This is a genomic window from Ruegeria sp. AP7 (genome assembly GCF_056539905.1).
The window spans coordinates 213363-238504 of sequence record NZ_JBQFVT010000004.1; the positions used below are offsets into that span (position 1 = coordinate 213363).

The 25142-nt window shown below is 56.3% G+C and carries 24 protein-coding genes, 1 tRNA gene and 1 pseudogene; 5 read left to right on the plus strand and 21 right to left on the minus strand.

Going from position 1 to position 25142, the window contains the following annotated elements:
* Nucleotides 1-9 precede the first annotated feature (9 nt).
* The 12 genes and pseudogenes from ACR0KN_RS10255 to ACR0KN_RS10310 form a co-directional block, all read right to left on the minus strand.
* The gene (locus ACR0KN_RS10255) at nucleotides 10-249 is read right to left on the minus strand and encodes a hypothetical protein (protein ID WP_480653291.1); all 240 of its coding nucleotides are present in this window, start codon (nucleotides 247-249) and stop codon (nucleotides 10-12) included.
* Entirely contained in the window at nucleotides 242-514 is a 273-nt protein-coding gene (locus tag ACR0KN_RS10260; protein WP_480653293.1) for a hypothetical protein, read from the minus strand. The genes ACR0KN_RS10255 and ACR0KN_RS10260 overlap by 8 nt, the downstream gene beginning before the upstream one ends.
* The gene (locus tag ACR0KN_RS10265) at nucleotides 511-1029 is read right to left on the minus strand and encodes an aspartate/glutamate racemase family protein (protein ID WP_480653294.1); all 519 of its coding nucleotides are present in this window, start codon (nucleotides 1027-1029) and stop codon (nucleotides 511-513) included. Before ACR0KN_RS10265 ends, ACR0KN_RS10260 begins: the two co-directional genes overlap by 4 nt.
* Nucleotides 1030-1096: 67 nt before the next feature.
* Nucleotides 1097-1945: an alpha/beta fold hydrolase gene (locus tag ACR0KN_RS10270; protein WP_480653519.1), complete on the minus strand. Its 849-nt coding sequence runs from the start codon at nucleotides 1943-1945 to the stop codon at nucleotides 1097-1099.
* 15 nt (nucleotides 1946-1960) lie between these two features.
* A pseudogene (locus tag ACR0KN_RS10275) lies at nucleotides 1961-2608 on the minus strand (ABC transporter substrate-binding protein); the annotation flags it as partial.
* A complete protein-coding gene (locus tag ACR0KN_RS10280; RefSeq protein ID WP_480653296.1) occupies nucleotides 2605-3189 on the minus strand; it encodes an ANTAR domain-containing response regulator in 585 nt (194 codons plus the stop codon). The gene ACR0KN_RS10280 and the pseudogene ACR0KN_RS10275, both read right to left, overlap by 4 nt.
* Nucleotides 3190-3692: 503 nt before the next feature.
* Complete coding sequence (locus ACR0KN_RS10285; protein ID WP_480653298.1) at nucleotides 3693-4838, minus strand: ABC transporter permease; 1146 nt, start codon at nucleotides 4836-4838, stop codon at nucleotides 3693-3695.
* Nucleotides 4835-5761: an ABC transporter ATP-binding protein gene (locus ACR0KN_RS10290; protein ID WP_480653300.1), complete on the minus strand. Its 927-nt coding sequence runs from the start codon at nucleotides 5759-5761 to the stop codon at nucleotides 4835-4837. Before ACR0KN_RS10290 ends, ACR0KN_RS10285 begins: the two co-directional genes overlap by 4 nt.
* Entirely contained in the window at nucleotides 5758-6708 is a 951-nt protein-coding gene (locus tag ACR0KN_RS10295) for an HlyD family secretion protein (protein ID WP_480653302.1), read from the minus strand. Before ACR0KN_RS10295 ends, ACR0KN_RS10290 begins: the two co-directional genes overlap by 4 nt.
* A gap of 122 nt (nucleotides 6709-6830) precedes the next feature.
* Entirely contained in the window at nucleotides 6831-7721 is an 891-nt protein-coding gene (locus ACR0KN_RS10300; protein WP_480653304.1) for a haloalkane dehalogenase, read from the minus strand.
* Nucleotides 7722-7880: 159 nt separating this feature from the next.
* Nucleotides 7881-8156, minus strand: a complete 276-nt coding sequence (locus tag ACR0KN_RS10305; protein ID WP_480653306.1) for a GFA family protein — start codon at nucleotides 8154-8156, stop codon at nucleotides 7881-7883.
* Between the two features lies 1 nt (nucleotide 8157).
* Nucleotides 8158-8562 carry a hypothetical protein gene (locus ACR0KN_RS10310; protein ID WP_480653308.1) on the minus strand — a complete coding sequence of 135 codons (405 nt, stop codon included), beginning with the start codon at nucleotides 8560-8562 and terminating at the stop codon, nucleotides 8158-8160.
* 90 nt (nucleotides 8563-8652) lie between these two features.
* On the opposite strand from ACR0KN_RS10310, the gene ACR0KN_RS10315 reads away from it, so the two are divergent.
* The 5 genes from ACR0KN_RS10315 (at nucleotide 8653) to ACR0KN_RS10335 (ending at nucleotide 14690) form a co-directional block, all read left to right on the plus strand.
* A complete protein-coding gene (locus ACR0KN_RS10315) occupies nucleotides 8653-9246 on the plus strand; it encodes a TetR/AcrR family transcriptional regulator (RefSeq protein ID WP_480653310.1) in 594 nt (197 codons plus the stop codon).
* Between the two features lie 284 nt (nucleotides 9247-9530).
* Nucleotides 9531-9604, plus strand: a tRNA-Gly gene (locus tag ACR0KN_RS10320).
* A gap of 281 nt (nucleotides 9605-9885) precedes the next feature.
* Entirely contained in the window at nucleotides 9886-11706 is a 1821-nt protein-coding gene (locus ACR0KN_RS10325; RefSeq protein WP_480653312.1) for an ABC transporter transmembrane domain-containing protein, read from the plus strand.
* 158 nt (nucleotides 11707-11864) lie between these two features.
* Nucleotides 11865-13754, plus strand: a complete 1890-nt coding sequence (locus ACR0KN_RS10330; RefSeq protein WP_480653314.1) for an acyl-CoA synthetase — start codon at nucleotides 11865-11867, stop codon at nucleotides 13752-13754.
* Nucleotides 13755-13766: 12 nt separating this feature from the next.
* A complete protein-coding gene (locus ACR0KN_RS10335) occupies nucleotides 13767-14690 on the plus strand; it encodes an alpha/beta hydrolase (RefSeq protein ID WP_480653316.1) in 924 nt (307 codons plus the stop codon).
* Nucleotides 14691-14698: 8 nt separating this feature from the next.
* On the opposite strand, the gene ACR0KN_RS10340 is transcribed toward ACR0KN_RS10335, so the two are convergent.
* The 9 genes from ACR0KN_RS10340 to ACR0KN_RS10380 form a co-directional block, all read right to left on the minus strand.
* Nucleotides 14699-15535 (minus strand): alkaline phosphatase family protein, encoded by an 837-nt coding sequence (locus ACR0KN_RS10340; RefSeq protein ID WP_480653318.1) that lies wholly within the window; start codon nucleotides 15533-15535, stop codon nucleotides 14699-14701.
* Between the two features lie 162 nt (nucleotides 15536-15697).
* The gene (locus ACR0KN_RS10345) at nucleotides 15698-17335 is read right to left on the minus strand and encodes an ABC transporter ATP-binding protein (protein ID WP_170541031.1); all 1638 of its coding nucleotides are present in this window, start codon (nucleotides 17333-17335) and stop codon (nucleotides 15698-15700) included.
* The gene (locus ACR0KN_RS10350) at nucleotides 17332-18147 is read right to left on the minus strand and encodes an ABC transporter permease (RefSeq protein WP_029621990.1); all 816 of its coding nucleotides are present in this window, start codon (nucleotides 18145-18147) and stop codon (nucleotides 17332-17334) included. The genes ACR0KN_RS10345 and ACR0KN_RS10350 overlap by 4 nt, the downstream gene beginning before the upstream one ends.
* The gene (locus ACR0KN_RS10355; protein ID WP_010441877.1) at nucleotides 18147-19103 is read right to left on the minus strand and encodes an ABC transporter permease; all 957 of its coding nucleotides are present in this window, start codon (nucleotides 19101-19103) and stop codon (nucleotides 18147-18149) included. The genes ACR0KN_RS10350 and ACR0KN_RS10355 overlap by 1 nt, the downstream gene beginning before the upstream one ends.
* 15 nt (nucleotides 19104-19118) lie before the next feature.
* Nucleotides 19119-20705: an ABC transporter substrate-binding protein gene (locus ACR0KN_RS10360; protein ID WP_480653320.1), complete on the minus strand. Its 1587-nt coding sequence runs from the start codon at nucleotides 20703-20705 to the stop codon at nucleotides 19119-19121.
* A 124-nt stretch (nucleotides 20706-20829) separates the two neighbouring features.
* Nucleotides 20830-22824, minus strand: coding sequence for a CocE/NonD family hydrolase (locus tag ACR0KN_RS10365; protein WP_480653322.1), 1995 nt, complete (start codon nucleotides 22822-22824; stop codon nucleotides 20830-20832).
* Between the two features lie 44 nt (nucleotides 22825-22868).
* Nucleotides 22869-23972: a glycerate kinase type-2 family protein gene (locus tag ACR0KN_RS10370; protein WP_480653324.1), complete on the minus strand. Its 1104-nt coding sequence runs from the start codon at nucleotides 23970-23972 to the stop codon at nucleotides 22869-22871.
* Nucleotides 23972-24409, minus strand: coding sequence for a D-aminoacyl-tRNA deacylase (gene dtd / locus ACR0KN_RS10375; protein ID WP_480653326.1), 438 nt, complete (start codon nucleotides 24407-24409; stop codon nucleotides 23972-23974). Before dtd ends, ACR0KN_RS10370 begins: the two co-directional genes overlap by 1 nt.
* Before the next feature lie 22 nt (nucleotides 24410-24431).
* The gene (locus ACR0KN_RS10380) at nucleotides 24432-25115 is read right to left on the minus strand and encodes a nitroreductase (protein WP_480653328.1); all 684 of its coding nucleotides are present in this window, start codon (nucleotides 25113-25115) and stop codon (nucleotides 24432-24434) included.
* Nucleotides 25116-25142 lie beyond the last annotated feature (27 nt).

Sequence of the window (25142 nt, forward strand, 5' to 3'; positions counted from 1 at the left end):
TCGATTAAGTCAAATATCGGTGACGTTCCACACGGTGGTTGCGGTAGCGCGCCATTCAAGACTCTGTCCGGTGATGACCGCAGTGCGGATTTTGCGGCCATCCGCATTATCAATGCATAGGATCGAAGTCAGCCCAAAGCAGACACTGCCCTTTCGCTCATCGGCTGTTTTTAGTCGTTCGCCGCGCCGGGGGCCAATGTCCGCTATGGAATTGGTCAGCCATGAAATCGGGCAAGCCCTATTAAACATGCCCATAGTAGTCTCGGGCAGCAACTGCCGAGTAGGCATAATGCAGCAAGGTCCCCCAATCGAAGATCGGCAGGCCCACTTCGCGCTGTGCTGCACGAGAAAACGGTTGCATCCCTGTGCTTTCATAGACGATGGCGCCGACGTTCGGATAACTTGCCACGAGTGCTTTGGTTGCCTCGACCATCTGACGTTCTGCGGTCTCAAAGTTTGCGAGAGGAGCGTCTGGACGTTTTTCCGGATCCCAAAGTTTGTCGAACTCGGTCACTCCCAGCTCGTCCTGGCGCCCCCAATTATCAGGTTGGAATTCGGATCAATACCGACGGCTTCGAGGTGGCGATCTGTCAGGAAGCGGCGTTGAGCAGACAGGATTGCCAGCTTCTTGGTGCTGCCTATGAGGGTCTGGGCAAATGGCACCTGTAGCAAGCTGGACGTGAACACCGGCACGCTTACGGCGGTGGCAACATCCTGCTGGAAATAGGCAAAGTACCCACATTCCGCGGCAATGGCGCGGCATCCGTATCTTTCCAACCGCTTTGCGGATGCAATGATCGGCGCGCGAACTGGTGTCTTGTCCTGGTCCCAAACCAAGGTCTTGTTGCTGACGTCCGTGGCGATGTCATACTGGATCGGAAAGGGAAACGCGCTGGGGTTACACACGTCACCGGGAAATCCCGGATAGGCATCGTCCAGTAGCATGACGCCCAGACCCATTCCATAGCCCAAATGGTTCTGGCGCACGCGGATATCTTTGATGCCGGGGTCACGGGGTGCAAAAAACATTTTGTTGGACCTTTTCCTGGCAAGACGTTTAGGCGGGCCAAGATACGGCCGACCCGCCCCAGTCTGATCAGCTGTTGCGCTTGAGGAAATCGACCAGCAGGGCCGAGATCTTCTCAGGCTGGTCTTCCATCGAAAAGTGGCCGCAGTCCTCGAGCACATGCAGTTTCGAGCCGGGGATGGCGTCGTTCAGCTTGTGGGCCCACGCGACCACCTGCCAGGCGTCATCGGCGCCCCAGATCAATTGGACCGGACGCTCACCGAGCTCGGCGTAGCGCGGTGCGACCTCATCGGTGTGCTTGGGGTCGTAGTGCATAACCTGATGCTGAAATAAACTGCCCTGGCCTACGGGACCACAGATGAAATCGAGGTAGGTTTCCATCGAGGTTTCGGCGAGACGTTTCTTGTTCTGTACTGTCGAATACAGCCGATCCGGAAAATGCTCACGGTGTTCTGCATCCGGCGCCTTGATCAGCTTCTCAAGGCCCGCTTGCATCTGTTCATGGGTGCGCTTCGAGGGCCAGCTGTCATAGCTCACCACGTCGATCATGGTCAGCGTGCGGACACGCTCAGGGGATTGGATGCCGAACCGCTGGGCGACACCACCACCGATGTCATGGGCGATGACATGCAGGTTATCCAGCCCCCAGATGTCGAGCAGCCCTTCAAGGATCGGAACCTGCCCGGTGACCGAGGTGTCGATGTTCGGGTCGCGTGGACGTTCCGACAGACCATACCCGAGCAGGTCGAATACATGCACCTTGTATCCGGCCTCGACCAGCGAAGGCAGGATGTTGCGCCAGATCCAGGACGAGGACGGAGTGCCGTGGATGAGGACCACGGGTTCGCCTTCACCATGCACGCCGTGGGCGATGCGGTTTCCGTTTATCACACAGTGTCGGTCCACAAGTTGGATCATGATTTTTCTCCTGCTGACGGCCAGTACCTTTTCTGGTGCGCAGGTCCATATTGCTCGGCCGGGCAACAGCAAGGCACCAACATTATCGTCTACCGAAAAGGATCCCCACGGCTCACCTACGCAGAATGCGTCAATCCCACCGCTGGCGAGAGCTTGCGCTATCAGTGGCGGCGGGACGGTGCGGATTTCGACCTTTTTTGAAGCTAGACCCGTTCCGGCAACCCAATAGCGCAGCAGTTCAACATGCATCGCAAACGGAAATGGAACGCCAAAGACAAGAATATCACCAGCGGCTTGCGCCAATGTGTCCCCGGCGGCTTGGGCGTCTGAAAAATCGAACTCATACCCCATATCCGCCAGTCGCTTGGCCAGTTTGGTGCCGACACCGATGACATTACCATTCAGGGACAGGACAGACACGGCGGAAAGCGGTGTTGCGATACCGCCCAAACCCAAAGCCATCGCCACGGGCACCGGAGACAACAGATGTGCTGCGTCGACATGGCCGAAGGCCAGCATATCCCGCAACGATGACCACGATGGTGCAGGGCGCAGATCCAAAGAGATCCCTTCTGCATGGTCAAACCCCATCTCGCGCGCGACAATCAGCGGGGCTGCGTCCACCAAAGGCATGTAAGCGACGGGCAGCGTTACCGTCCTCATGAGAGCAACCCCGACGCTGTCACCAAGGCCTCGGCCACGTCTGCAACGCGCAGGTTCTGGTTCATCGCAGTTTTGCGCAGCAAGGCATAGGCCTCGTCCTCTTGAATGCCTTTCGCCTTCATCAGCAGGCCCTTGGCGCGGTCAATCAGCTTGCGCTCTTCCAGAGCACGGCGGGTTTCGGCCAGTTCGGTTCGCATCTGACGTAGCACCTGAAACCGGGCGATGGCGGTATCGATCACAGGTTTGATGCGCTCGGTTTGCAAACCATCAACCACATAGGCCGACACTCCTGCCTCAACGGCGGCTTTTGCCAAATCACCCGCCGCGCCCGAGACGAACATGGCCACTGGTCGGTCCAGTGGACCAGACGCAACTGTCAACTCCTCCAGCATATCCCGCGATGGATTGTCTATGTCGATTAGAACGATGTCTGGGCTATGCATTGCAATTTTTCTTGCCAGCCCGGAGACATTGCCGATCACAAAAACGTCTACGTCTCCAGACTCCTTTAAGGCATCCACGATTGCAAACGCACGTTCTTGATTCCGTTCAACGACAACAACAGTGAGGTGTTGTTTCATAGGCACCTAAGTGAGCCCAAGCTTCATCGATCGCAATTCAAAGGCCACTAAGTATTTCAACAGGCCACCAGCATGCCTATTTTATCATCTTATTTTTAAGTGCCGCGGAATGTCTGCACAGTTTTTCTACATGCCATCAAGGGAATCGGCATTGAACACTGGCATGGCGCATTGGATCGAATCTTTGGCTTTCGATAGGGCCACTCTCTGGATCGTTGAGATCGAGAAGCGCTTCCACAGATGATGCGCAGTCGAAGGTCCGCTTTGAAAGCCGGAACCAAGTCACTCCACTATCGCTGCGAAAGTCCGCTTGCGTCAGGCCTGCTAGGGTCGCCGTCGCGATCCGCCATCAGCCGCCATTCGAGCAACCGCAGCGAATTCACGCAAAGTCCGTGGTGTGTGAATTCGTTGGCATTATAATTATTCGCTTGCAGCGAATGACCGCAAAGTGGGTTGCGACCGCAGCATCTTCACCGGCTGGTGAACGGCAGCTCTGGGCCGGTTCAACCCAACCGTTTCTTGAATCTTAGAGTGGCCGCCAACAATCCGAACACCGCAAATCCGATCATCCAGAGAATTCCCCAGCGCAACTCGTAAAGCGACGCGTCACGCAGGACCACGCCGCGGATCATATCCATGAAATGGGTTGCGGGCAGGACCTGAGCAATCATCTGGACAGGTTGCGGCATGCCGTCGAAGGGAAACATGAAACCGGACATCAGGATTGAGGGTAGCAGGACAAATATGGTCATCTGCATCGACTGCAATTGGTTCTGCGCAAGCGTGGAAATCACCAGCCCAAGCGACAGGCTGGCGATGATGAACAACAAGGTCACTACAAGCAAAGTGCCCAATCCGCCGTTTATCGGGACATCGAACAGGATGTGCCCGAGGCCCAGGATGATTCCGACCTGTATCAGGCCCAGAAAGATGTAGGGGATGATCTTGCCGATCATCAGTTCGACCGATTTGATCGGGGTGTTGATCAGCATCTCCATATTGCCCCGCTCGCGTTCGCGGACGATGGCGGCTGAGGTGAACAGGATCATCGTCATGGTTAGGATCACACCGACAAGACCCGGCACGATATTGACCGCAGACCGCTGTTCGGGATTGAAGTATAGCGTTACCTCGAAAGTGGGCACTTGCCGGTTTGGTGGCTGCTTCAGAAGTTCTGTCAGGGGCATTGTTCGAAGGGACTTGATCGCGCTGGCAACCATCGTGTCCGAGCCATCTACAATCCAATGGGCAACGGGCCGACTGCTGGTCTGGTCTGTGGCGTTGGGTAGACCCAGCCCGACGGACGGACTGCGGGCAAGCCGCTGGCTCACGTCCGGGGGGATGATCAGCGCGGCCCGCACGCGGGATTCGGTGATCGCGCGCTCGGCCTCCTGTGGAGTGGTCAGCTCTTCGGTGATGGTAACAACCTGTGTGGCTTGAACGATCTGTGCCAGCGTACGCGACAGCTCGGTTCTGGATTCATCCACCAGCGCCACGGGCACGTGCCGAAGGTTGGTGTTGATCGCATAGCCAAACAGCAGCAGTTGGATCAGCGGGATCATGATGACCATGGCGAACGTCATCCGGTCTCGTCGCAGTTGCAGCAGTTCTTTCTTCAGCACAGCAGCGATGCGGCGTGGCGAGATCACTGTTCTGGCCCCCTTGTGGCGCTGACGAACACGTCTTCCAGATTTGGTCGCTGCGGGGTCAAGGACAGGTCGGGAAACGCAGCAAGTTGGCCGCGCAACATGTCCACCGGCTGAGGTTCGGACTTGTCCACCAGCACACGCAGCCGTGACCCGACTTGCGCAGTCGACAGGATCTTGGGCTGGCCATCCAACGCGTGTTTGACCTTGCGCAGGTCCGGTCCTTCAACCTCGACAACATCAGCCTGCAGATCATCCATAAGCTGGCGCGGAGACCCGTCTGCCTTTTTGACACCGTGTTGTAGGATTGCCAGTCGGTGACAGCGCTCGGCCTCGTCCATGAAATGGGTCGACACGATCATTGTTGCACCCTGATCTACGAGATCAAACAGCTGCTCCCAAAACGTTCGACGGGTTTCGGGATCTACAGCCGAGGTCGGTTCGTCCAGAAACAGCAGTTTCGGCCGGTGCAGGACCGTCGCCGCAAGGGCGAGTTTTTGTCGTTGTCCGCCGCTCATGCTGCCACTGAGCTGATGCACGTTAGCCGTCAGGTCGTAAGTATGAAGCAGCTCGTCGATCCGGCCTCCCGCCGACTTCGCTGGAATGCCATAGATATCCGCCGCGAACCGGAGGTTTTCCAGCACTGTCAGGTCGCGGTAGTACGAGAAGATTTGAGTCATATACCCGATCTCGTTCTTTAGCGGCTCAGCCGCTTCGGGCATCGATCGACCCAAAACCGAGATCGCTCCACTGCTGGGGGTCAGCAGGCCGGTCAACATGCGCATGGTCGTTGTCTTGCCGCAGCCGTTGGGGCCGAGAAACCCGTAAATCTGGCCCGTTCTGATCTCTAGGTCAAGATTGTTAACGGCGGTGTTTTCTCCGAACCGGCGGGTCAGACCATGCGTCGAGACGACGATATCACTCATGGCATGGGGACCTGCACGGGTACTCCGGCGGGCAGGTCCGGGGATGCGGTGGGCAGGTCAATCTCAGCCAAATAGACAAGCCGGGTTCGGTCGTCCTTGTTCAGCCCGTAATAGGGGGTGAAGGACGAGTCGTCGCTGATCCACCGGATCACGCCATCTAACGGATCGGCCAGCCCGTCAACGCGCACTTCCAGCGTATCGCCGGGTCTCAGATTGACGCGATGTGGCTCGGGAACGTAGACGCGCGCATAGGGGATTCGACCTGTGACCATCACGGCCACCGGGCTACCGGATGTTACTCGTTCACCCAAATTCCATGGCAGGGAATCCAGCACGCCGTCTCGGGTGGCAGTAACCGTCAAGTCGTCCAGTACGGTTTGCTCGGCGGAAACCAACGCTTCGGCGGCTCTTACGTTGGCTTCGGCAACCGCCAGGTCTTCGGGTCTGGTGCCGTTCTGCAGCTCTTTCAGCGATTGCTGAGCGCTGGCCAGCTCAGCCCGCGCGGAATCGCGCAGGGCCAGATCATTTGCCACCTGGGCCTCGGTCACGACCGAGTTCTCGACCAGTCTGGCATTTCGGTCATAGATGGCCTCGGCGTCGGCAAGACGTGCAACAGCGCCTGCGACTTTGGCTTCGGCTATCGCAATCTCCTCCTCACGCGGCCCCACCTGCAGTTTCAGAAGCGTGGCCTGCGCCTTTTCCAGCTCAGCCTGCGCCAGTGCCAGCTTTGCGCTTTGCAGGGTGGGGTCAAGCTGAACCAGCATGTCGCCTGCCTTGACCACAGCTCCCTCTGCAACCGGTAAATCGACCACGATTTCGCTGGCCGTCGCGGTCAACGCCACCCGTTCGCGCGCCAATACACCCAAAGCAACGCTGGTATCGGACCCGGAGCACCGGTCCAGAAAGGCGGGCAGTATAGCCGCCAGTATCAAGGGTATCGGGATCATCAGATTCAACAGTGTTTCCCTCCGGTGCTTGGCCTTTGAACGCGCTGGATAATAGTCAAAGCATACAATCAGGAAATCTGATTTATGTATACGGCTCAACCGCTACACGTGGCAGCACTGGTTTATGCGGGCAGTCGTGCCAACCACTCCTCCAGTTTTTCTCCGATCAGATGGGGGTTATCCTCCTGCAGAAAATGAATACCTATCCCGATATCCACCACTTCTAGATTCTGGATGGTCTGAGGGCACCATTCGACCTCTTTAGGCCCGATGGTGCCTCCGGGCGTGGCATGGAACATTAGCATCGGGGTTTGCGTTTCTCCCAACCAATGGCTGTAGGCGCTGACGATCTCATGAACGTCCGAAGGTGCGTCGTCGATCGGTATTTCACAAGGCCACACCCGAATTGGCTTGCGACTTCGTGCTGTGGGAAAAGGCGCACGATATCGCGACATTTCTTTCGGGGCCAAATCACGCACGATGGCGCTTGGCAGAATTTTTTCGACGAACATATTCAGCCCCGAGATCATCATCCACCCCAGACCGGGCGTCCGCATCATGCGAAACCCGGTGCGGAAATCTGGCGGAAATCCGACCCAGGTCATTGGACGCACGACGCCTTCCATGAAGGCGATGCCGCGTATGTTCTCTTGATGCCGGTGCGCATGGTGGAACCCCAATGCGGAGCCCCAATCATGAATGACGAGCGTCACGTCCTTCAGTCTCAACGCCTTGATGAATCCGTCAACGTACGGAACGTGGTCGACAAATCGGTAGGGAATATCCGGCTTATCCGACTTGCCCATACCGATCAGAGCCATTGCGATAGCGCGGTTCTGCCGAGCGGCATAGGGGATGATGTTGCGCCACAGATAGGACGAGGTCGGGTTGCCGTGCAGAAACAGAACCGGCGCGCCAGAGCCTTCGTCGACACAGTGGATACGCTGCCCGTTCACTTCGACAAATTTCGAGTCAAATGGGAAGTCGGGTGAGATCACCTGTTCAGCATTCATTGCGCTGCCCTCTCTGCATTGCGCGTTTCTTCAATCAAGTCCAGCGTCTCATCGTACCACGCGGGTCGGGACGCCCAGCCTACAATCGCGATGGTGGGGATGGATGGTGGGCGCGACAGGCTGCCAACAGGAACGACAAGAAACTTCCCGTTCTGTGTTTTAAAAAGGCAGGGTCGTCCCGCAGACACGGCAAAACACCCGGCGCACCTGAGAATTGGGCACGTCGAATGTGGCGAGCTTGTCTTGGCCGTCAAGCCATTCAATCTGCTCGGGCGTGGTGAACGCGTTTGTGACATGGGCCGATCCCGAGGCCTTTTGGCAAAAGCTGCAATAGCAGAGTTTGAAGGCGGCCATGTTGTCCTGCACCCGATAGCGCACTGCGCCGCAGATACATTGCCCCTCGATCTTGTTCGCGTGAACCATCGGAGCGCTCATCTTAGCCGCGATACGCAAAATACGCGCGGACAGATGCGGTCAAGGTCAGCCCCATGCTGATGGTCGCGATGATAAATCCAATCACCGCCTTGGCCGGGATCGAGACCAATAAATCAACGCCAATTGCCTTTCGGATACCGATCATGCTGCACTTGAGTATGGAGGCAACGATGCAGGCAAAAGTCACCATGTAACCAAGCATTGTATAGAGCATCAGGTTGGCGGCCTGCGGGCCGACCAGCTCTCCGACCTGTAGCCCGTAGAACTTGAACGCGGCGAAGAAGCCAAGGGCCAGCAGGATCTTCAACGCGTTCAGAATGAAAATCACGCGCAGGGTGATGGGCTTTGTGACCCCGATTGTTGGGTCTATGGTGGTCTTATCAGGTCTCCGTTTCAGTTGGGCCAAGCGACGTTTGCAGCCGCGCGCCCACAATGCTATCCACGTGGATAGGAAATGTTTACTATCCACGTGGATAGAAAATGCAAGGAGAAATCTGTGGCGCGAAAACGCAAGACGGATCACGAAAGTGCTGTAGCAGGTGCGCTCGACCTGTTTTGGCGGCGGGGGTACCATGGTGCCAGCACGCGGGAACTGGAGCATGAGATAGGGTTGACCCGGTTCACGCTGCAAACCACCTATGGTGGTAAAGAAAAGTTTTTCCTAAAGACTTTGGATACTTATCTGGACAATGCCGAGGCCCAGCACTTTCCCGACCCCGACATCTATTCGCTGGATGATCTGGCCGGTTGGTTCCGGGGCATCGCGTCAACCGAGCGGATGCCAAAGATCGAGGATGTTGGGTGCCTTGCCTTCAACTCGATCAGTTCATTTAACCGCTCTGATCCTGAGGTCAACGCGAGAATCGAGCGATACCTGACCGGGCTAGAAGGACGGTTTGCGGCGATACTGAGCCGAGTACAGGCTGACGGGTCCATCCGTTCCGAGTTCGATCCGGACGAGGCCGCACGGGTGTTGATCGGTCTTTTGCTGGGCCTTCATACGATCATGAAAGCCCGAACCTCGGATCAGTTTCCGCAGAGCTACGCAGAGGCAGCGGTCGGGCTGATTGAAGGGTGGAAAAATCAGTAGGTTAACAAACATCCCGGCGCGACTGACATTTTGCGGCTAAAGAAATGCGCGCGTGCAGCGAATGTCTGGATGGTGGACTGCCACTGCAGAATTTCGGTTGGCTGTTGAGTGACCGGTTTGGGCCGGTTGTGCCATGACTAGAGATGCGTTCTTTCCTAATGTCGAATTGGATCATCGACGTTTTGATAGCAAACGAAACTACCGGAAGGTTGAATTGTTTTCTTACTCTCGGGTGGTTCCACTTGACCTCCATATTCACATGAAATAGGAGGTGCTGTACTTGAGCGGGCGTTGTGTAGTGGTAAGACCTTAGCCTTCCAAGCTAATGACGCGGGTTCGATTCCCGCCGCCCGCTCCAAGAAATCTCTTCCGACACATAACCTACAAAATCAGAAGAGATTTCTCCTTAAATATTTAATAAAAAACAAAATAATTGAATTAAAGCGTTTGTCTTCCAAGCTAATGACGCGGGTTCGATTCACGCCGCCCGCTCCAGTTCTTTCCCCATGCCAGTTGCGTCAAATGGCCCTTATCGGGCTGCAAATCTCTGCCTTCAGCTTGACCATAACCGTCGCTGCCGCCAAGAAGCAGTGATTGACGCCCGTTTTGGGGCGAATGACCACTACGTAAGGGCCAGACATGGCAAATTCACGCTCCGCCAGTCCAGCGAACAAACCGGCTCCGGGCACTCAGGAAGAGCGCGCGGGATCCAGGAAAATAGGTGTTCTGGCATCGTTGTGGCCCTTCATGAAGCCTTACCGATTACTGATGATTGGCGCGACACTTGCGTTGATTTTGACGGCGAGTATGACGCTGACGCTGCCGCTGGCAGTACGCCGAGTCGTTGACAATTTTCGCATCGAAGATGGCGAGCTGCTGGATTGGTACTTTCTGGCGGCTCTTGGTATTGCAGGCATTCTCGCGGTTGGGACGGGTATTCGCTATGCGTTGGTGACGCGGCTGGGCGAGCGTGTTGTCGCTGACATCCGGAAGGCTGTCTTCGATCGAGTGATTGGTATGAGCCCCGAGTTCTATGAACGGATCATGACTGGAGAGGTGCTCAGCCGGATCACGACTGATACGACGCTGATCCAATCGGTTCTGGGGTCATCGGTATCGATCGCGTTGCGCAACATGCTGATGTTTGTTGGCGGGCTTATTTTGATGTTGCTGACATCGGCCAAATTGACAGCCATGGTCTTGCTGCTAATCCCCGCGGTGATCGTGCCTATACTGGTTCTGGGCCGCAGATTGCGGACCATCAGCCGGGAAAATCAGGACTGGATCGCGGCGTCTTCGGGCAATGCAGGTGAGGCACTTGGGGCGGTGCAAACTGTACAGGCCTTCACCCATGAACAAGCCAGCCGTGCGCAATTTGGCGAAATGACAGAAACTTCGTACGAAGTTTCTCTGCGTCGTATCCAGACCCGTGCGATCCTTACTGTGATCGTAATTTTCCTGGTGTTTTCGGGTATCGTCGGCGTGCTGTGGATGGGGGCGAATGACGTGCGCATCGGAGCGATGACCGAAGGTGTTCTAATCCAATTCGTGATCTACTCGATCATCATGGCAGGCTCGGTCGCCGCCCTTTCGGAAATCTGGAGCGAACTGCAGCGCGCAGCCGGCGCAACTGAGCGGCTGGTCGAACTTCTAAACGCAGAGGATACGGTTAACGACCCTGCGCAAGCCAAGACGCCGCCAGCTCCGGTGCGGGGCGAGATTCGCTTTGACGACGTGACTTTCCACTATCCCGCACGCCCAGACGTGGTAGCGCTAGATCAGTTTTCACTGCAAATCGACCCCGGTGAAACCGTTGCCTTCGTCGGACCCTCCGGAGCAGGCAAGACAACCGTGATCCAGATGATCCAGCGGTTCTATGATCCGGATTCCGGACGGGTAAGCCTTGACGGGTTCGATCTGCGCGAACTAGACCGCAATGGCTTTCGCCAGCATATCGCGTTGGTTCCACAGGATCCGGTTATATTCGCCGCATCGGCGCGTGAAAACATTCGTTTTGGCCGCCTGGATGCTTCGGATGCCGAGGTTGAGGCAGCGGCGCGCGCCGCTGCCGCGCATGAATTCATCTCGGCGCTACCTGAGGGCTACGACAGCTTTGTGGGTGAACGCGGCGTGATGCTATCGGGTGGGCAGAAACAGCGCATCGCCATCGCCCGCGCCATTCTGCGCGATGCGCCGGTCCTGCTGCTGGATGAGGCCACCTCGGCACTCGACGCAGAAAGCGAGCGCGCGGTGCAGGGGGCTGTCGATAATATGCGGGCCGGGCGTACCACGCTGATCGTGGCGCACCGTCTGGCGACCGTGAAGAAGGCGGACCGTATTATCGTGCTTGAGGCCGGGCGCATTGTGGCGCAGGGAACGCATGACGATCTGGTGTCGCAGGACGGTTTGTATGCCCGATTGGCACGCCTGCAGTTCACCGACGGGGTGGCCGCAGAATAAAGTGACGCACCGGCACATCCGGAATCGCCGTTGCGTCATTCTACATTTTCTCACAGCTGATCGCTAAGCCCTTGCTTGCGCGAGTTGAGTTTTACTTCCATCTTGGAGGCAACGAAAACCCGCGCGTGACACGGGAGAGAGATCAGGGGAGGAGCCACATGGCCTTTGTGGGAATCGAAGACAAGGCGCGTATGGAGCAGGAAATGCCATGGGAGGACCGGGATTTGCCCGTGACCTTCCACCAGCTTTTGTCGCGGACGGCGGGCAGGTTCCCGAACCACAAGGCGATCAGCTTTCAGTTGCTATCCGGCCCGACCGACAAGGCAGAGACGCTGACATGGTCGGAACTGCTAGGCAAAGTCAATCAGGCGGCGAATCTGTTCCGCTCGCTTGGGATCAGCGAAAAGGATGTGGTGGCCTATGTGCTCCCCAACTGTAACGAGACCTTGGTCACGATGATGGGCGGAGCGGTGGCGGGGATTGTGAATCCGATAAACCCGTTGCTCGAACCCGAACAGATTGCAGCGATCCTGCGTGAGACCAAGGCGAAGGTCGTGGTCACTCTGAAATCCTTCCCCAAGACGGACGTGGCCCAGAAGGTTGAAGAGGCTGTGCGCCACGCCCCCGGCGTTCACACGATTCTCGAGATCGACCTGAACCGTTATCTGACGCCGCCAAAATCCTGGCTGGTACCGTTCCTGCGCCCCAAGATGGGTGACAAGGAAAAGCTGGCCCACGCGACCTATAAGAATTTCATTGCTGAGCTGAACAAGCAGCCGAAAACGCTAACATTCGAAGACAGCAAGGAAGATCGCGTCGCGTGCTATTTCCACACCGGCGGCACCACGGGCATGCCGAAGGTGGCGCAGCACAAGTATTCCGGTCTGATCTACAACGGCTGGCTGGGGCAGACCCTGCTGTTTGACGAAAACGATGTCATCATGTGCCCGCTACCGATGTTCCACGTTTTTGCGGTGCATGTGATCGTGATGGCGGCTGTATCGTCGGGTGCGCATGTCATATTCCCGACACCTGCAGGGTATCGCGGTGACGGTGTCTTCGACAATTTCTGGAAGCTGATCGAGCGCTGGAAAGTCTCGTTCATTATTACGGTGCCCACCGCGATTTCAGCTAAGATGCAACGCCCGGTGGATGCGGATATCTCATCCGTCAAAACCGCGTTTTCGGGCTCGGCTCCGCTGCCGGTTGAACTCTTCCGCAGGTTCGAAGAGGCCACAGGCGTGACCATCGTCGAAGGATATGGCCTGACAGAAGCCACTTGCCTTGTCTCGTGCAACCCGGTGGATGGAGAGAAAAAGATCGGTTCGATCGGTATTCCGTTCCCATATACAGATGTCAAAATCCTTCAGGACGGGCCAGATGGTCCGACCGAATGCGGTGTCGATCAGGTCGGCGAAATCTGCATCTCGAACCCTGGCGTTTATGCGGGCAACACCTACACCGAGGTCGATAAGAACGTAGATCTCTACCATTTCGACAAGTACCTGCGCACGGGCGATCTGGGCCGTTTTGATGAGGATGGTTATCTTTGGATTACAGGTCGGGCTAAAGACCTGATCATCCGGGGCGGCCACAATATCGACCCCGCCGAAATTGAAGAGGCGCTGCTGGGGCACGAAGCTGTCGCCTTCGCCGGCGCGATCGGTCAACCGGATGCACACGCAGGCGAACTGCCATGTGCGTTTGTTGAACTGGTTGACAGGGCCTCGACCACGGAACAAGAACTGCTGGAGTTCTGCAAGGTTCACGTCCACGAACGCGCTGCACAGCCCAAGCATTTGACCATTCTCGATGAACTGCCGAAAACCGCAGTAGGCAAAGTGTTCAAGCCTGATCTGCGCAAGCACGCGATCACGCGTATATACAATGGTGCTCTGGAAGCCGCCGGCGTCGCGGCACGGGTCGTTTCTGTCATCGACGACAAGAAACGCGGGCTCGTCGCGCAGCTTGACGCGAACGGCGCGTCCGAGGACGATGTGGCCAAGGTGCTGGGTTCGTTTACCCGACCGTGGGAGTGGTCTGAATAATTAGGAGGGACAATGGACTATGAACGTCTGATCGACGAAGAGACCTGGGGTTTCATCCGGCGTACTGCCGAGAGCTATCCCGATGATACAGTCGAAATGTCCATTGCTGACCAACGTCGGGTCTATGACACGATGTGTCAGGATTTTCGCCAACCGCGACCTCCGGGCGTTGATGTTCATGACAGGTCCGCCGATGGCGTGCCTGTTCGCGTTTACACTGCCGGTGATCCCACTCGAAATGTGATTTACTTTCACGGCGGTGGGTTCGTCGTGGGCGGTCTGGACAGTCATGACGATGTCTGTGCTGAAATCTGTGTTCAGACTGGCTATCGGATCATCTCTGTCGATTATCGCCTGTGCCCTGAATATGTGCACCCGGCGCAGTTTCAGGACAGTTGGACTGCTGTGAGCTGGGTGGTCCAGGAATATGGCGATCCAATCGTTCTGGCGGGAGACAGTGCAGGCGGTAATCTGGCTGCAACCGTTGCGCATTATGCCCGAGGGCGATTGGACAACGTGCTGGGTCAGGTTCTGATCTATCCTGGTTTGGGCGGTGACATGTCAAAGGGTTCGTATATCGAACATGCAAACGCGCCGCTTCTGACCCTGGACGACATCCGGTTCTACCAAACTGTACGCTGCGGTGGGCCTGCACCGGATGACGATCCCTCATTCGCTCCGTTGCAGGATGATGATTTTTCTGGCCTCCCGCCCACGGTTGTTGTGACGGCTGATTGCGATCCACTGCGGGATGACGGACCGGCCTATTGTAAGCATATAACTGCGGCAGGTGGGTTGGCCCATTGCATTAATGAACCGGGATTGGTTCATGGGTATCTGCGCGCCCGAACTTCGGTCAGGCGCGCCGCTGACAGCTTTGAGCGTATCTCGGTAGCGATTGAGGCGCTAGGGCAGGGGATCTGGGCTTACGACTAACAAGTGCCTCAGTTCAGGAACGATTTGGCCTTCATAGTATCTGCCACAGGCGCACCGACGCGCTGTAGTATGGTTGGCGCAAGCTGAAGCTGGTCGATCACGGTCTCGGTGTCAGGCCCTTCGGCGTCACCAAAATAGTAAAGAGCCGTTTCCTGCTGTAACGGGCTACGCCCGCCATGATGGCCGCGTTCATCTTGGCCATGATCGGCGGTTACGATGACATCGTAGCCAAGCTGCCGCCAACGCGGGATGAAAGGTGCCAGCATTTCGTCCATGACGAAACAGGCGTGGTCCATTTCCTCACAGTCGTGGTAGAAACGGTGCCCCATACTGTCCAGCGTGCAGGTGTGCAGAATACCGTAATCCAGCCCAAACCGAAGGCAGAGGTTCGTCAGCGTGGCGAACAGATCAACGTCGGATGGCGTCATCTGGTTGGCTTTGCCGTAGCCAGTCATCGAATGGAATCTGCCATGGTTGATGGTCTTGTTGTCAGGCTCGTCATATTCCACATCACGAACGTAGTCGAAGGGGTGACGGTTGAAGAATTGCGACCAGTAGCTGTGCGTGACCGCACCGGTCACACCGCCCGCTTCTCGTACCTGACTGAAGACGTCCTTGTGAGACAGCCGAAACACGTTGCCATTACCGGTGCAGCCATGCTCTTGCGGTGTGACGCCGGTATGGATCGACGCGTAGCAACTGGCTGATGTTGAAGGCAGGACGGCGCGCAGTTTCCAAACCCGCGCATCGCCGCTGTCGACCCATCCTTCAAGATTGCCAAACAGTCTGCGAAAGTTGCGCCACGGCACACCGTCGAGAATGATCAAAAGCAGTTTTCGGTCCATTGTCCGGCCCTATTCTTTTCGAAGTATTGGTTGTCGCGACCCTAGGGGATTCGCTTGCACGGGGCTGCCCATTTGCGCCCTAAATTGTAAAATCCCGACGTTTGTTTTCAGTCAAACGCCGGGATTTCCAAACACTATGCTATGTTCGGAATAAGTCCGGGATTAGTTGCCCGCACTTTCCATTTTGCGATGGGCGACAACCTCTTCCAGCCAACCCAGATGCATTTCGGGCACCGAGCTGAGCAGCAAATCGGTATAGTCATCGAAGGGTGGGCTCAGCACCTGCGACTTGGGTCCATAGCGGACCACGCGGCCCTGATACATCACCGCAATACTGTCACTGATGGCGCGCACCGTCGCCAGATCGTGGGTGATGAACAGATAGGCCACATCCTCGATTTTCTGCAAGTCCAGCAGCAATTTGAGGATGCCATCTGCCACAAGTGGATCGAGCGCCGAGGTGACCTCATCACAGATGATCATTTTGGGCTTGGCCGCCAATGAACGCGCGATGCAGACCCGCTGCTTCTGACCACCAGAAAGTTCGGCAGGGTAGCGATCGATGAACTTCTCGCCCAGTTCGATCTCATCCAGAAGTTCTACGATACGCTTGCGTTTCTCAGCACCGCGCATGTTGAAGTAAAACTCCAACGGTCGCCCGATGATCGTACCGACTGTTTGCCGCGGGTTCATCGCGACATCCGCCATCTGATAGATCATCTGCAACTCGCGCAGATCTTCAAGTGAACGGCCCTTCAAGTCGGGGCTAAGTTTCCGACCGGCAAAGGTGATCTCGCCATCACGCGGCGGCAGCAACCCGGTGATCACACGGGCCAGCGTCGACTTGCCTGAGCCGGATTCACCCACCACAGCCAATGTCTGCCCCGGATGAAGCTCAACATTGACGTTGTGAAGAACGTCGAAGTTCAAGCCTTTGTAGCGCGCGGTAATACCATCGACGCTCAGCACCGGGTCCGCAGTGGGCTGCTTTTCTTCGTGTTCAATCGAGCGAACCGAAACCAGCGCCTGAGTATACTCTTCTTGCGGATTGTTGATGATCTGATCGGTGTTTCCATACTCGACCGTATTGCCCATCCGCAGAACCATGATGTCGTCGCTGACTTGTGCGACAACTGCAAGGTCATGCGTGATGTACAACGCAGCGACACCTGTATCGGCGATGGCCTCCTTGATGGCCATCAGGACGTCGATCTGAGTGGTCACGTCCAAGGCCGTGGTAGGTTCGTCAAACACAACTAGATCCGGTTCGGGGCACAACGCCAGCGCTGTCATGCAGCGTTGCAACTGACCGCCCGAAACTTGGTGTGGGTATCGATCACCGATATTGTCCGGATCGGGCAGGCCTAGCTTGGCGAACAATTCTCGCGCGCGGGCCTCGGCCTCTTTACGAGAGAATTTCTTATGTTCGACTGCAGCTTCGACCACCTGATCCATGATCTTTTTGGCGGGGTTGAACGAAGCGGCTGCTGATTGCGAGACATAAGACACCTCGCCGCCGCGCAGGTTGCGGATATCACCCAGCGCTGACTTCATGATGTCACGGCCGTTGACCCAAACCTCGCCACCGGTGATCTTAACGCCGCCCCGGCCATAGGCCATCGAGGCCAGACCGATGGTCGATTTGCCAGCTCCGGATTCACCGATCAACCCCAACACCTTGCCGGGCGCGAGGTCGAAGCTGACCCCGTGCACGATTTCGATGTCATGGGGCTTTTCACCCGGCGGATAGACGGTCGCGCCGATCTTGAGGTCGCGGACCTTGAGAAGGGTATCACTCATCCTCGGCCTCCTTTCAGCGATGTGGTACGGTTCAGAACCCAGTCAGCAACAAGGTTGACCGAGATCGCCAGCGTGGCGATGGCCACTGCAGGGTAGAGTGCGGCGCCAATACCGTAGACGATGCCGTCCTTATTCTCTTTCACGATGCCGCCCCAATCCGCCAAGGGCGGTTGGACGCCAAGGCCCAGGAACGAAAGTGTCGAGATGAACAGGACCATAAAGATGAACCGCAGACCGAACTCGGCCACCAGAGGCGACAGAGCGTTCGGCAGGATTTCCCGGAAAATGATCCAACGGCGTCCTTCACCGCGCAGTTTGGCGGCTTCGACGTAGTCCATCACGTTGATATCCACGGCGACAGATCGCGACAGACGATATGGTCGTGTCGCATCTAGCAGGCCCATCACAAGGATGAGGATCGGAACGGTTACCGGAACGATTGCCAGAATAACCAGCGCCAGGATCAGCGTAGGGATCGACATGATCAGATCGACCGTCCGACTAAGCGCCTGATCGGCCCATCCGCCCAAAACTGCAGCAAGTAGGCCCAATGACGTTCCCGTCAGAAAGCTGAGAAGTGTTGCAGCTGCGGCAATGAAGATTGTTGTGCGCCCGCCATAGATCATGCGGGTTAGCAGATCGCGGCCGATATTGTCCGTGCCCAGCAGATGCTCGGAACTACTCGGCTCCCAAACGTCGCCGACCACTTCTGCCATTCCATAGGGCGCGATCAAGGGCGCGGCGATCGCCACAAAGAAATAGGCGCCGGTGAACATAAGGCCAATCAGTGCCGAAAGAGGAATGTTCTTTATCATTTCGGATGCCTCAGTCTTGGGTTGGCAAGGATCGACACGATATCCGCGACCATGTTCAGGCCGATGTAAACGGCTGCAAACACCACACCGCAGGCCAGAACAACAGGCACGTCACGCTTTGTCACGGCATCTACGAGGTACTGCCCCATACCGGGATAGACGAAGACAACCTCGACCACGACGACACCTACGACCAGATAGGCCAGGTTCAGCATGACTACGTTCACGATAGGTGAAATCGCGTTGGGAAAGGCATGCCGGGCGATAACCTGAAAGGTACTCAAACCCTTTAGTTCAGCCGTTTCAATATAGGCGGATTGCATAAGATTAAGAATGGCAGCGCGTGTCATGCGCATCATCTGCGCCAGAACCACCAGCGTTAGTACGAAGGCTGGCAAAGCAATGGCATTTAGCTTTTGCCCAAACGACATTGAATCGTTGACCATCGCTAGCGAGGAGAACCAGCCCAGTTTCACTGAGATGTAGTAGATCACCACGTAGCCGATCAGAAATTCCGGTATCGAAACCGTTGTGAGCGTGATGGCAGAGATCAGTTTATCCGGCCAGCGGTTGCGATAACGCACGGCCAGAAGTCCAAGAAAGATTGCAAGTGGAACGGAAACGATGGCAGCGACGCATGCCAGAAACAGTGTATTTCCAAGGCGTTTTCCAATGCTCTCAGAAATATCCAGCTTGTTTGTCAAAGATTGGCCAAGATCGCCCTGAAAAATGCCTCCCAGCCATTCGAAATAGCGGGTCAGGGCAGGGCGGTTCAAACCCATCTCTTCGCGCAGGTTAGCAAGGGCCTCTGGGGTTGCGGACTGCCCCAGGACGGCTTGCGCGGCGTCTCCGGGAAGGGCTTCGGTCAGGCCAAAAATCAAGGCCGAAGCGCCGAGCAGCAATAGGAGTCCCAGCGCCAGGCGCTGGGAAACCAATTTGATGATAGGATGCATTATCCGTAGCCCGTTTTAGACGAACCACATTTTGCGGGATATGTTGCCGTTCATCATCTCTTGCGTCGGGTCAGATTCCCATCCGTCCAGTTGGTTGCTGATGCCCTCGACAAAGTCGTTGAACATCGGACAGATCAGGCCGCCTTCGTCGCGGACCATCCGGCCCATTTGGCTGTAGATGCTTTTGCGTTTTCCAACGTCCAGCTCTGCCTTTGCCGCGAACAGCATATCGTCGAACGCCTGAACCTTAAACCGAGTGTCGTTCCAGTCTGCGGTCGACAGGTACGCGGTCGAATACATCTGGTCCTGAACCGGACGGCCGCCCCAGTACGAGGCACAGAACGGCTGAACGTTCCAAACCTCGGACCAGTATCCATCGTTGGGTTCACGCTTGATTTCAAGCGGAATTCCAGCCTGTGCGGCGGTCTGCTGGAACAGTGCAGCGGCGTCCACAGCACCCGGGAAGGCACCGTCGGCTACACGCAATATGATCGGCGAACCATCATGGCCGGACTTTTTGTAGTGCTCTGCAGCTTTCTCAATGCTGAATTCGCGCTGTTCGATGGTTTCATCAAACAATGGGTAGGCTGCGTTGATCGGCATGTCATTCCCGATCGAGCCATAGCCACGCAGGACTTTGTCTACCAATTCCGCACGGTTGATTGCGTATTTCAATGCCGTGCGCAATTCGTTGTTGTCGAACGGAGCCGTGTCGCAATGCATGATAAAGACATAGTGACCGCGACCGGCGGTTGAATGCACGGTCAGGTTAGGCGCACGACCTAACAGGTCGGCAACTTTGGGTTCAACGCGGTTGACGGCGTGGACCTGTCCGGACTGCAGTGCAGCGGTCCGCGCAGTTGCATCGTTGATCACAACAACTTCGACGCTGTCAAAATTACCGAAATCGCTGTTCCAATGGTTTTCGTTCTTGGTGAACAGGTGACGGACGCCGGGTTCGTCCACTTCCAGTTTGTACGGACCTGTGCCGATACCTGCAGCCGGGTTATCCATGCCGCCATCGGGCTGAATAATCAGGTGATAGTCGGCCATCAGATACGGCAGGTCGGCATTTGGCTCGGTCAATGTGACCTGGAAATTGTCTCCATCGGCCTTCATCGACTCGATGCCTTTCATGATGCCCAATGCACCGGATTTGGAATCTTCGTTCGAGTGGCGCTGCATAGTTTTCAGCACGTCATCGCTGGTCATGGTCTTGCCGTTGTGGAACTCGACACCTTGGCGCAGTTTGAAGGTCCAGACTTTGGCGTCCGAGCTGCCTTCGACACTTTCGGCCAGGCGCGGCTCGATGGTGCCGTCGGGCGCCACTTCGACAAGCTGGTCGCCGAACTGCTTACCGTTCTGGAATGGGACTGAGCTTGCGTAGGTTGCCGGATCCAGCGAGTTGGTCGATTCGCCGCCCTGCAAACCGAATTTCAGATCGCCGCCCTTTTTTGGGCCAGCCGCACGTGCGGCATCGGCAAACATACTGCTTGCGATTGCGGCCGAGACACCCAGTGCCGCAGCTTTACCCATGAATTCACGGCGGGTCAGCTTTCCAGCCGTGACCTGCTTTGACATGTGAGTGAGTTGTTCGTTCATCCAGAGATCTCCCAGTTGATTGGATGTTCGGTCCATTGTTGGACTTTTTATTGACGCGTGAGTCAAAGTAGGGGCAATTCAGGGTGGTGGGCAAGTGAAAATCTTTCGTCTTTAGCTTCAAAACTTACATTTCATTGCGCGGCACCGTGTCTTCGAGTGTTTTTGAATAGACCAATTCGTTATTTTCGAAGGCGCTTATCTCCGCTCGAACAAAAAAGTTCTTATCATCGGACCACATCTCGCAAACGCTTTCAGTGAATAGGAACGATTCACCGCGCTGCTGTTCTTGTGTCCAACGACAATAGCCCCGCGCCGAAAGGGGTTTGTCGGGGTGAATCGACCACTTTTCTGTTGCGGTGCTTCCGGTGATCAGCCCATGCGTTTCGTCACGGAGTTTGCCAAAGTCATCCTCGATGATCAGGTGGGTTTCGCCGGTGGTCATATCCAATTCCACACGCCGGGAATTTTGCGTTTCTCGAAGAACACTGACGGGATTCGCAGATTCTGCATCGGGAGGGGCGAAGTTGTATTCGTTTGATTGACCTGGCGGACGCGTTGGAATGATTATGTCGCCTTCAGTCAGTTGAAGCTCGACAGTTTCCGGCGAAGGCCAAATTAACGGCCAATAGGCGCTCGAGATCGCCACGCGTAAGCGGTGTCCTTTCGGTATTCGATAAGCGATGTGATCCAGGTCCAGTTCTATGTCGTAGGTCTGACCGGGTATTAGGGGGGTGGGATCTGCATGGCTGTCGCGGTGCGTCAGATTTAGCACCCCATATGTGATCCGCGTCGAAGCACCGTCCGGGTGTATATGATTCAGCCGAACAGCAATCTGCGCCTGAGGTTTGTCAGCACTCAGGCGGAGCCGAGTTTTGGGTGCGCCCACAATCTCGATGTCGGCTGCCAATGGGTCGCTGTCGAAACAGGCTGAAAGCGCGTCGTCCCTCCTCTGGTCCCCCGGCATATCCGGACCTAGCCAAATCGCACAAAACTCGCCGCTTTCAAGACCGCAGGTATGTGGCGATCGGATTGAGGTGTTCAGTGACCCTTCGTGCCCAAGGCCGGCATCGGTCAGTTGCATCGTCAGGGTTGGCAGATGCGATGTCGCGCCTTCATCCTCGGCAATCCAACGCCCTGCGCGCTCTTTGTACCAGCGCGCCGGACGCACACCGTTCATCAGATAAGCGCGGTAGTCTGGATCATCTTCGACACCTGTATCCTTTCCCTTTAGCCAATGGTCCCACCACCTTAGGGCCTCCTGCAAAAATCCGATGCGAGGTTCAGGAACCGCGAAATGAGGATATTTGTGCACCCATGGGCCAACAACACCTTTGACCGGCGCGTTCAACTGTTCGACCAGCAATGGCACAGTGTTCTTGTAAGCGTCACCCCAGCCTCCAACCGCCAGGGTGGCCGCTTGAATGGCATCAAAATTCTCGCAGACGGAACCATGGCGCCAATAGGCATCACGTGTTTGGTGGCGCAGCCAGACGGAGGGCAGGAAGGGCTCATTCTCTAACCGATCCAACCACAGCTCACGCCAGTTTGACCGTAGATCAGGGTCCGGAGCACGAGAGGAGTAGGACCACATTGTCGCGCCCCAGCCCAGATTTTCATTCAGCAGGCATCCGCCTTTGTAATGTATGTCATCGGCATACCGGTCCGCGGTCGAACAAAGCGTAATGATTGCCTTCAAAGGCTCGGGCTGCATCGCGGCAACCTGCAATGAGTTGAACCCGCCCCAACTGATACCCATCATCCCGACCGTGCCGCTACACCAGGGTTGATCGGCTAGCCATTGGATTACTGCGACGGCATCGTCCAATTCCTGCTGAGTGTATTCATCCTCCATCAACCCTTCGCTGTCACCGTTGCCGCGCATATCTACGCGTACGCAGGCATATCCACGTTTGGCAAACCAGGGATGTGTTAAGGTGTCACGTGCAGTGGTACCGTCGCGTTTGCGATATGGCAGATGTTCCACAATGGCGGGAACCGGGTCTTCGCCGGCATCGATCGGTCGCCAGATCCGGGCTGAAAGGCGGCAGCCATCTGGCATGGTGATACCCATATCAGGGATTTCTTCGATCTCGCGAAGTGCGTTGGAGGGCGGTGCCATATCTCTGAACTCCTGACCGATAGCAACCGGGCCAAGATGTCAGATCAATTCCGTATTGCAATCACCAAGTCCATCACATTGGTCCCTGTAGGCCCCGTAACCAGCAACGCACCTGCTTTGGCTAGGAAGCTGCCGCTATCCGCGTTGTTGAGGTATTCTTGCGCTTCGTCTGACCATGTTTCGCCGGTAACGATAGCACCGGCTGCGTCCGTTGGCCCATCCGTGCCATCTGTTCCACCAACGATCACAGTAATGTCCCGTTGCCCTTCAATTTCGTGCGCCAAAGCCAGCGCTAGGGCCTGATTTCGTCCGCCTCGCCCGGGTTGATCCGGAAGAACGACGGTTGGCTCTCCTCCAAAAACCATCACGCCATTGGGCATGTGGCGCAGTCTATCTCCTATCGCGGTCGCAACTGATAGGTAGTCATCGTGCAACGCCTCCGCGTTGGCGAGGACGACAAGGCCAGCTTGCTCGGCTGTTTGGGCGGCCGCGTTACGTGCGTGCGCATTTGAAGCGATTATTGAGGTCTGGGCGGCAAAACGCGGCGCATCTGGCAACGCTCCGATGCCGGATCCAATCACGCCCAGGTCGTCTCCGGGGACATCCGAGATCGCCAAAACGGTCACTTTTTTCCCAGGAAAACTGGACAGCAGTCCTCCGCCCTTAATGCGCGATAGTTTGCGCCGCTCAGCATTCATCGCTCTGATATCCAATCCATCGCCAAGCAATCTTTGGTTCAGGGCTTCAAGATCGTCCAGGGAGAACCCGGGCATTAAATCCTCGGCCAGAGAGGACGCGCCGCCAGATACCAGAAGCAACAGACTGCTATCATGTTCCATGCTCTCTACGGTTTCGCGCAATGCCCGTCCCCCGGCCAGACTGCGATCATCGGGTACGGGATGAGAGGATTCGATGACATCAACATGCGCTGGCAGTCCATCGCTATGGCCATCTTTGGTAACGACCAACGTGGGGACCGCTCCGAACTGGTTCGCTGCAGCGCGGGCCATCGCACCCGCCGCCTTGCCAACGGCCAGTATCTGGTCTGGCCGTTCCATCGTTTGAATCGCTTCCAACGTCGCGGTGTAACCATCTACAGCCGCCACACCGGCGCTCCAAATATCCTGAATCTGTTGAGAGGCCTGCATCAGCTTTCCATCCAAATTGTCACGGGCCCGTCATTGACCAGTTCTACAGCCATGTCAGCCCCGAATGATCCCGTTTCGACTGGTATGCCCAGTGAGGACAGGTTGCGAACAAACGCTCCATAAAGTCGTTCGCCCTCTACTGCCGGGGCCGCACCGGAAAATCCCGGGCGGTTACCGCGTGACGTGTCAGCGGCCAAAGTGAATTGGCTGATTACCAATGCTGAGCCGCAGATATCCAAGATCGAACGGTTCATTTTTTCTGCATCGTCTTTGAAGATGCGAAGCTTTGCGATCTTGTTAGCCAGTTGTTCGGCCTGAGCCTCATCATCCCCTTGCATCGCACAGACCAAAATCATCAACCCCGGACCGGATCGGCCAATCACCGTTCCCTCGACTGTGACAGAGGCACTGGAAATTCTTTGAAGCAGCGCGCGCATCTGCAATTCCTACTCTTGGTGTTTATTCACGCCAATCAACGATATCATCCAGAGCGGCACGTCCTGTTCTGAAAGAGTTGGCTGGATGGTGTTTATCTGGATATCCGAATGAGATCGCACATAAAACAATCCGGTCATCTGGAATATCGAAATACCGGTGAAGAAACGGACCATAAGCCGCAACCGCCGCCTGAGGGATACTGGCCACACCCAGGGCTTGTGCCGCCAATGCGAATGCTGTCACAAACCCTCCGCAATCCATGGCACCGTATGGGCCCAACTCGGTGGGGCTGGATAGGATGGCGCAGTGTGGAGCTCCGAACAGCGTGTAGTTTTCCATCATTTGCTGCGCCGAAGCGGTGCGATCACCCTTTTCGACGCCGACCGCTTTGTATAACGCCCAGCCGCATGCGCGCCGACGATCCTGATAGACACCGGAATACCTGGTTGGAAAGGGCAGGTCCGGGTTTGGGCTGGCCTGTTGTGTCTCGCGCTGCAACGCTTCGCGAAAATGGTCAGTTTCAGTGCCACTGGTGATCGTAAGCTGCCAGGGTTGCGCGTTGCACCAGCTTGGAACACGCGTTGCGCTTGTGACGATCTGTTCGATCTGTTCACGGGGAACAGGGTCTGAGCAAAAGGCACGGCACGAATGGCGCTGAGTTAAAAGATCGTTCAGAGCGTCAAGGTGCAAGTCAATTTCCCCCATCCAACGCGCTATCTGACACGAGTGTTC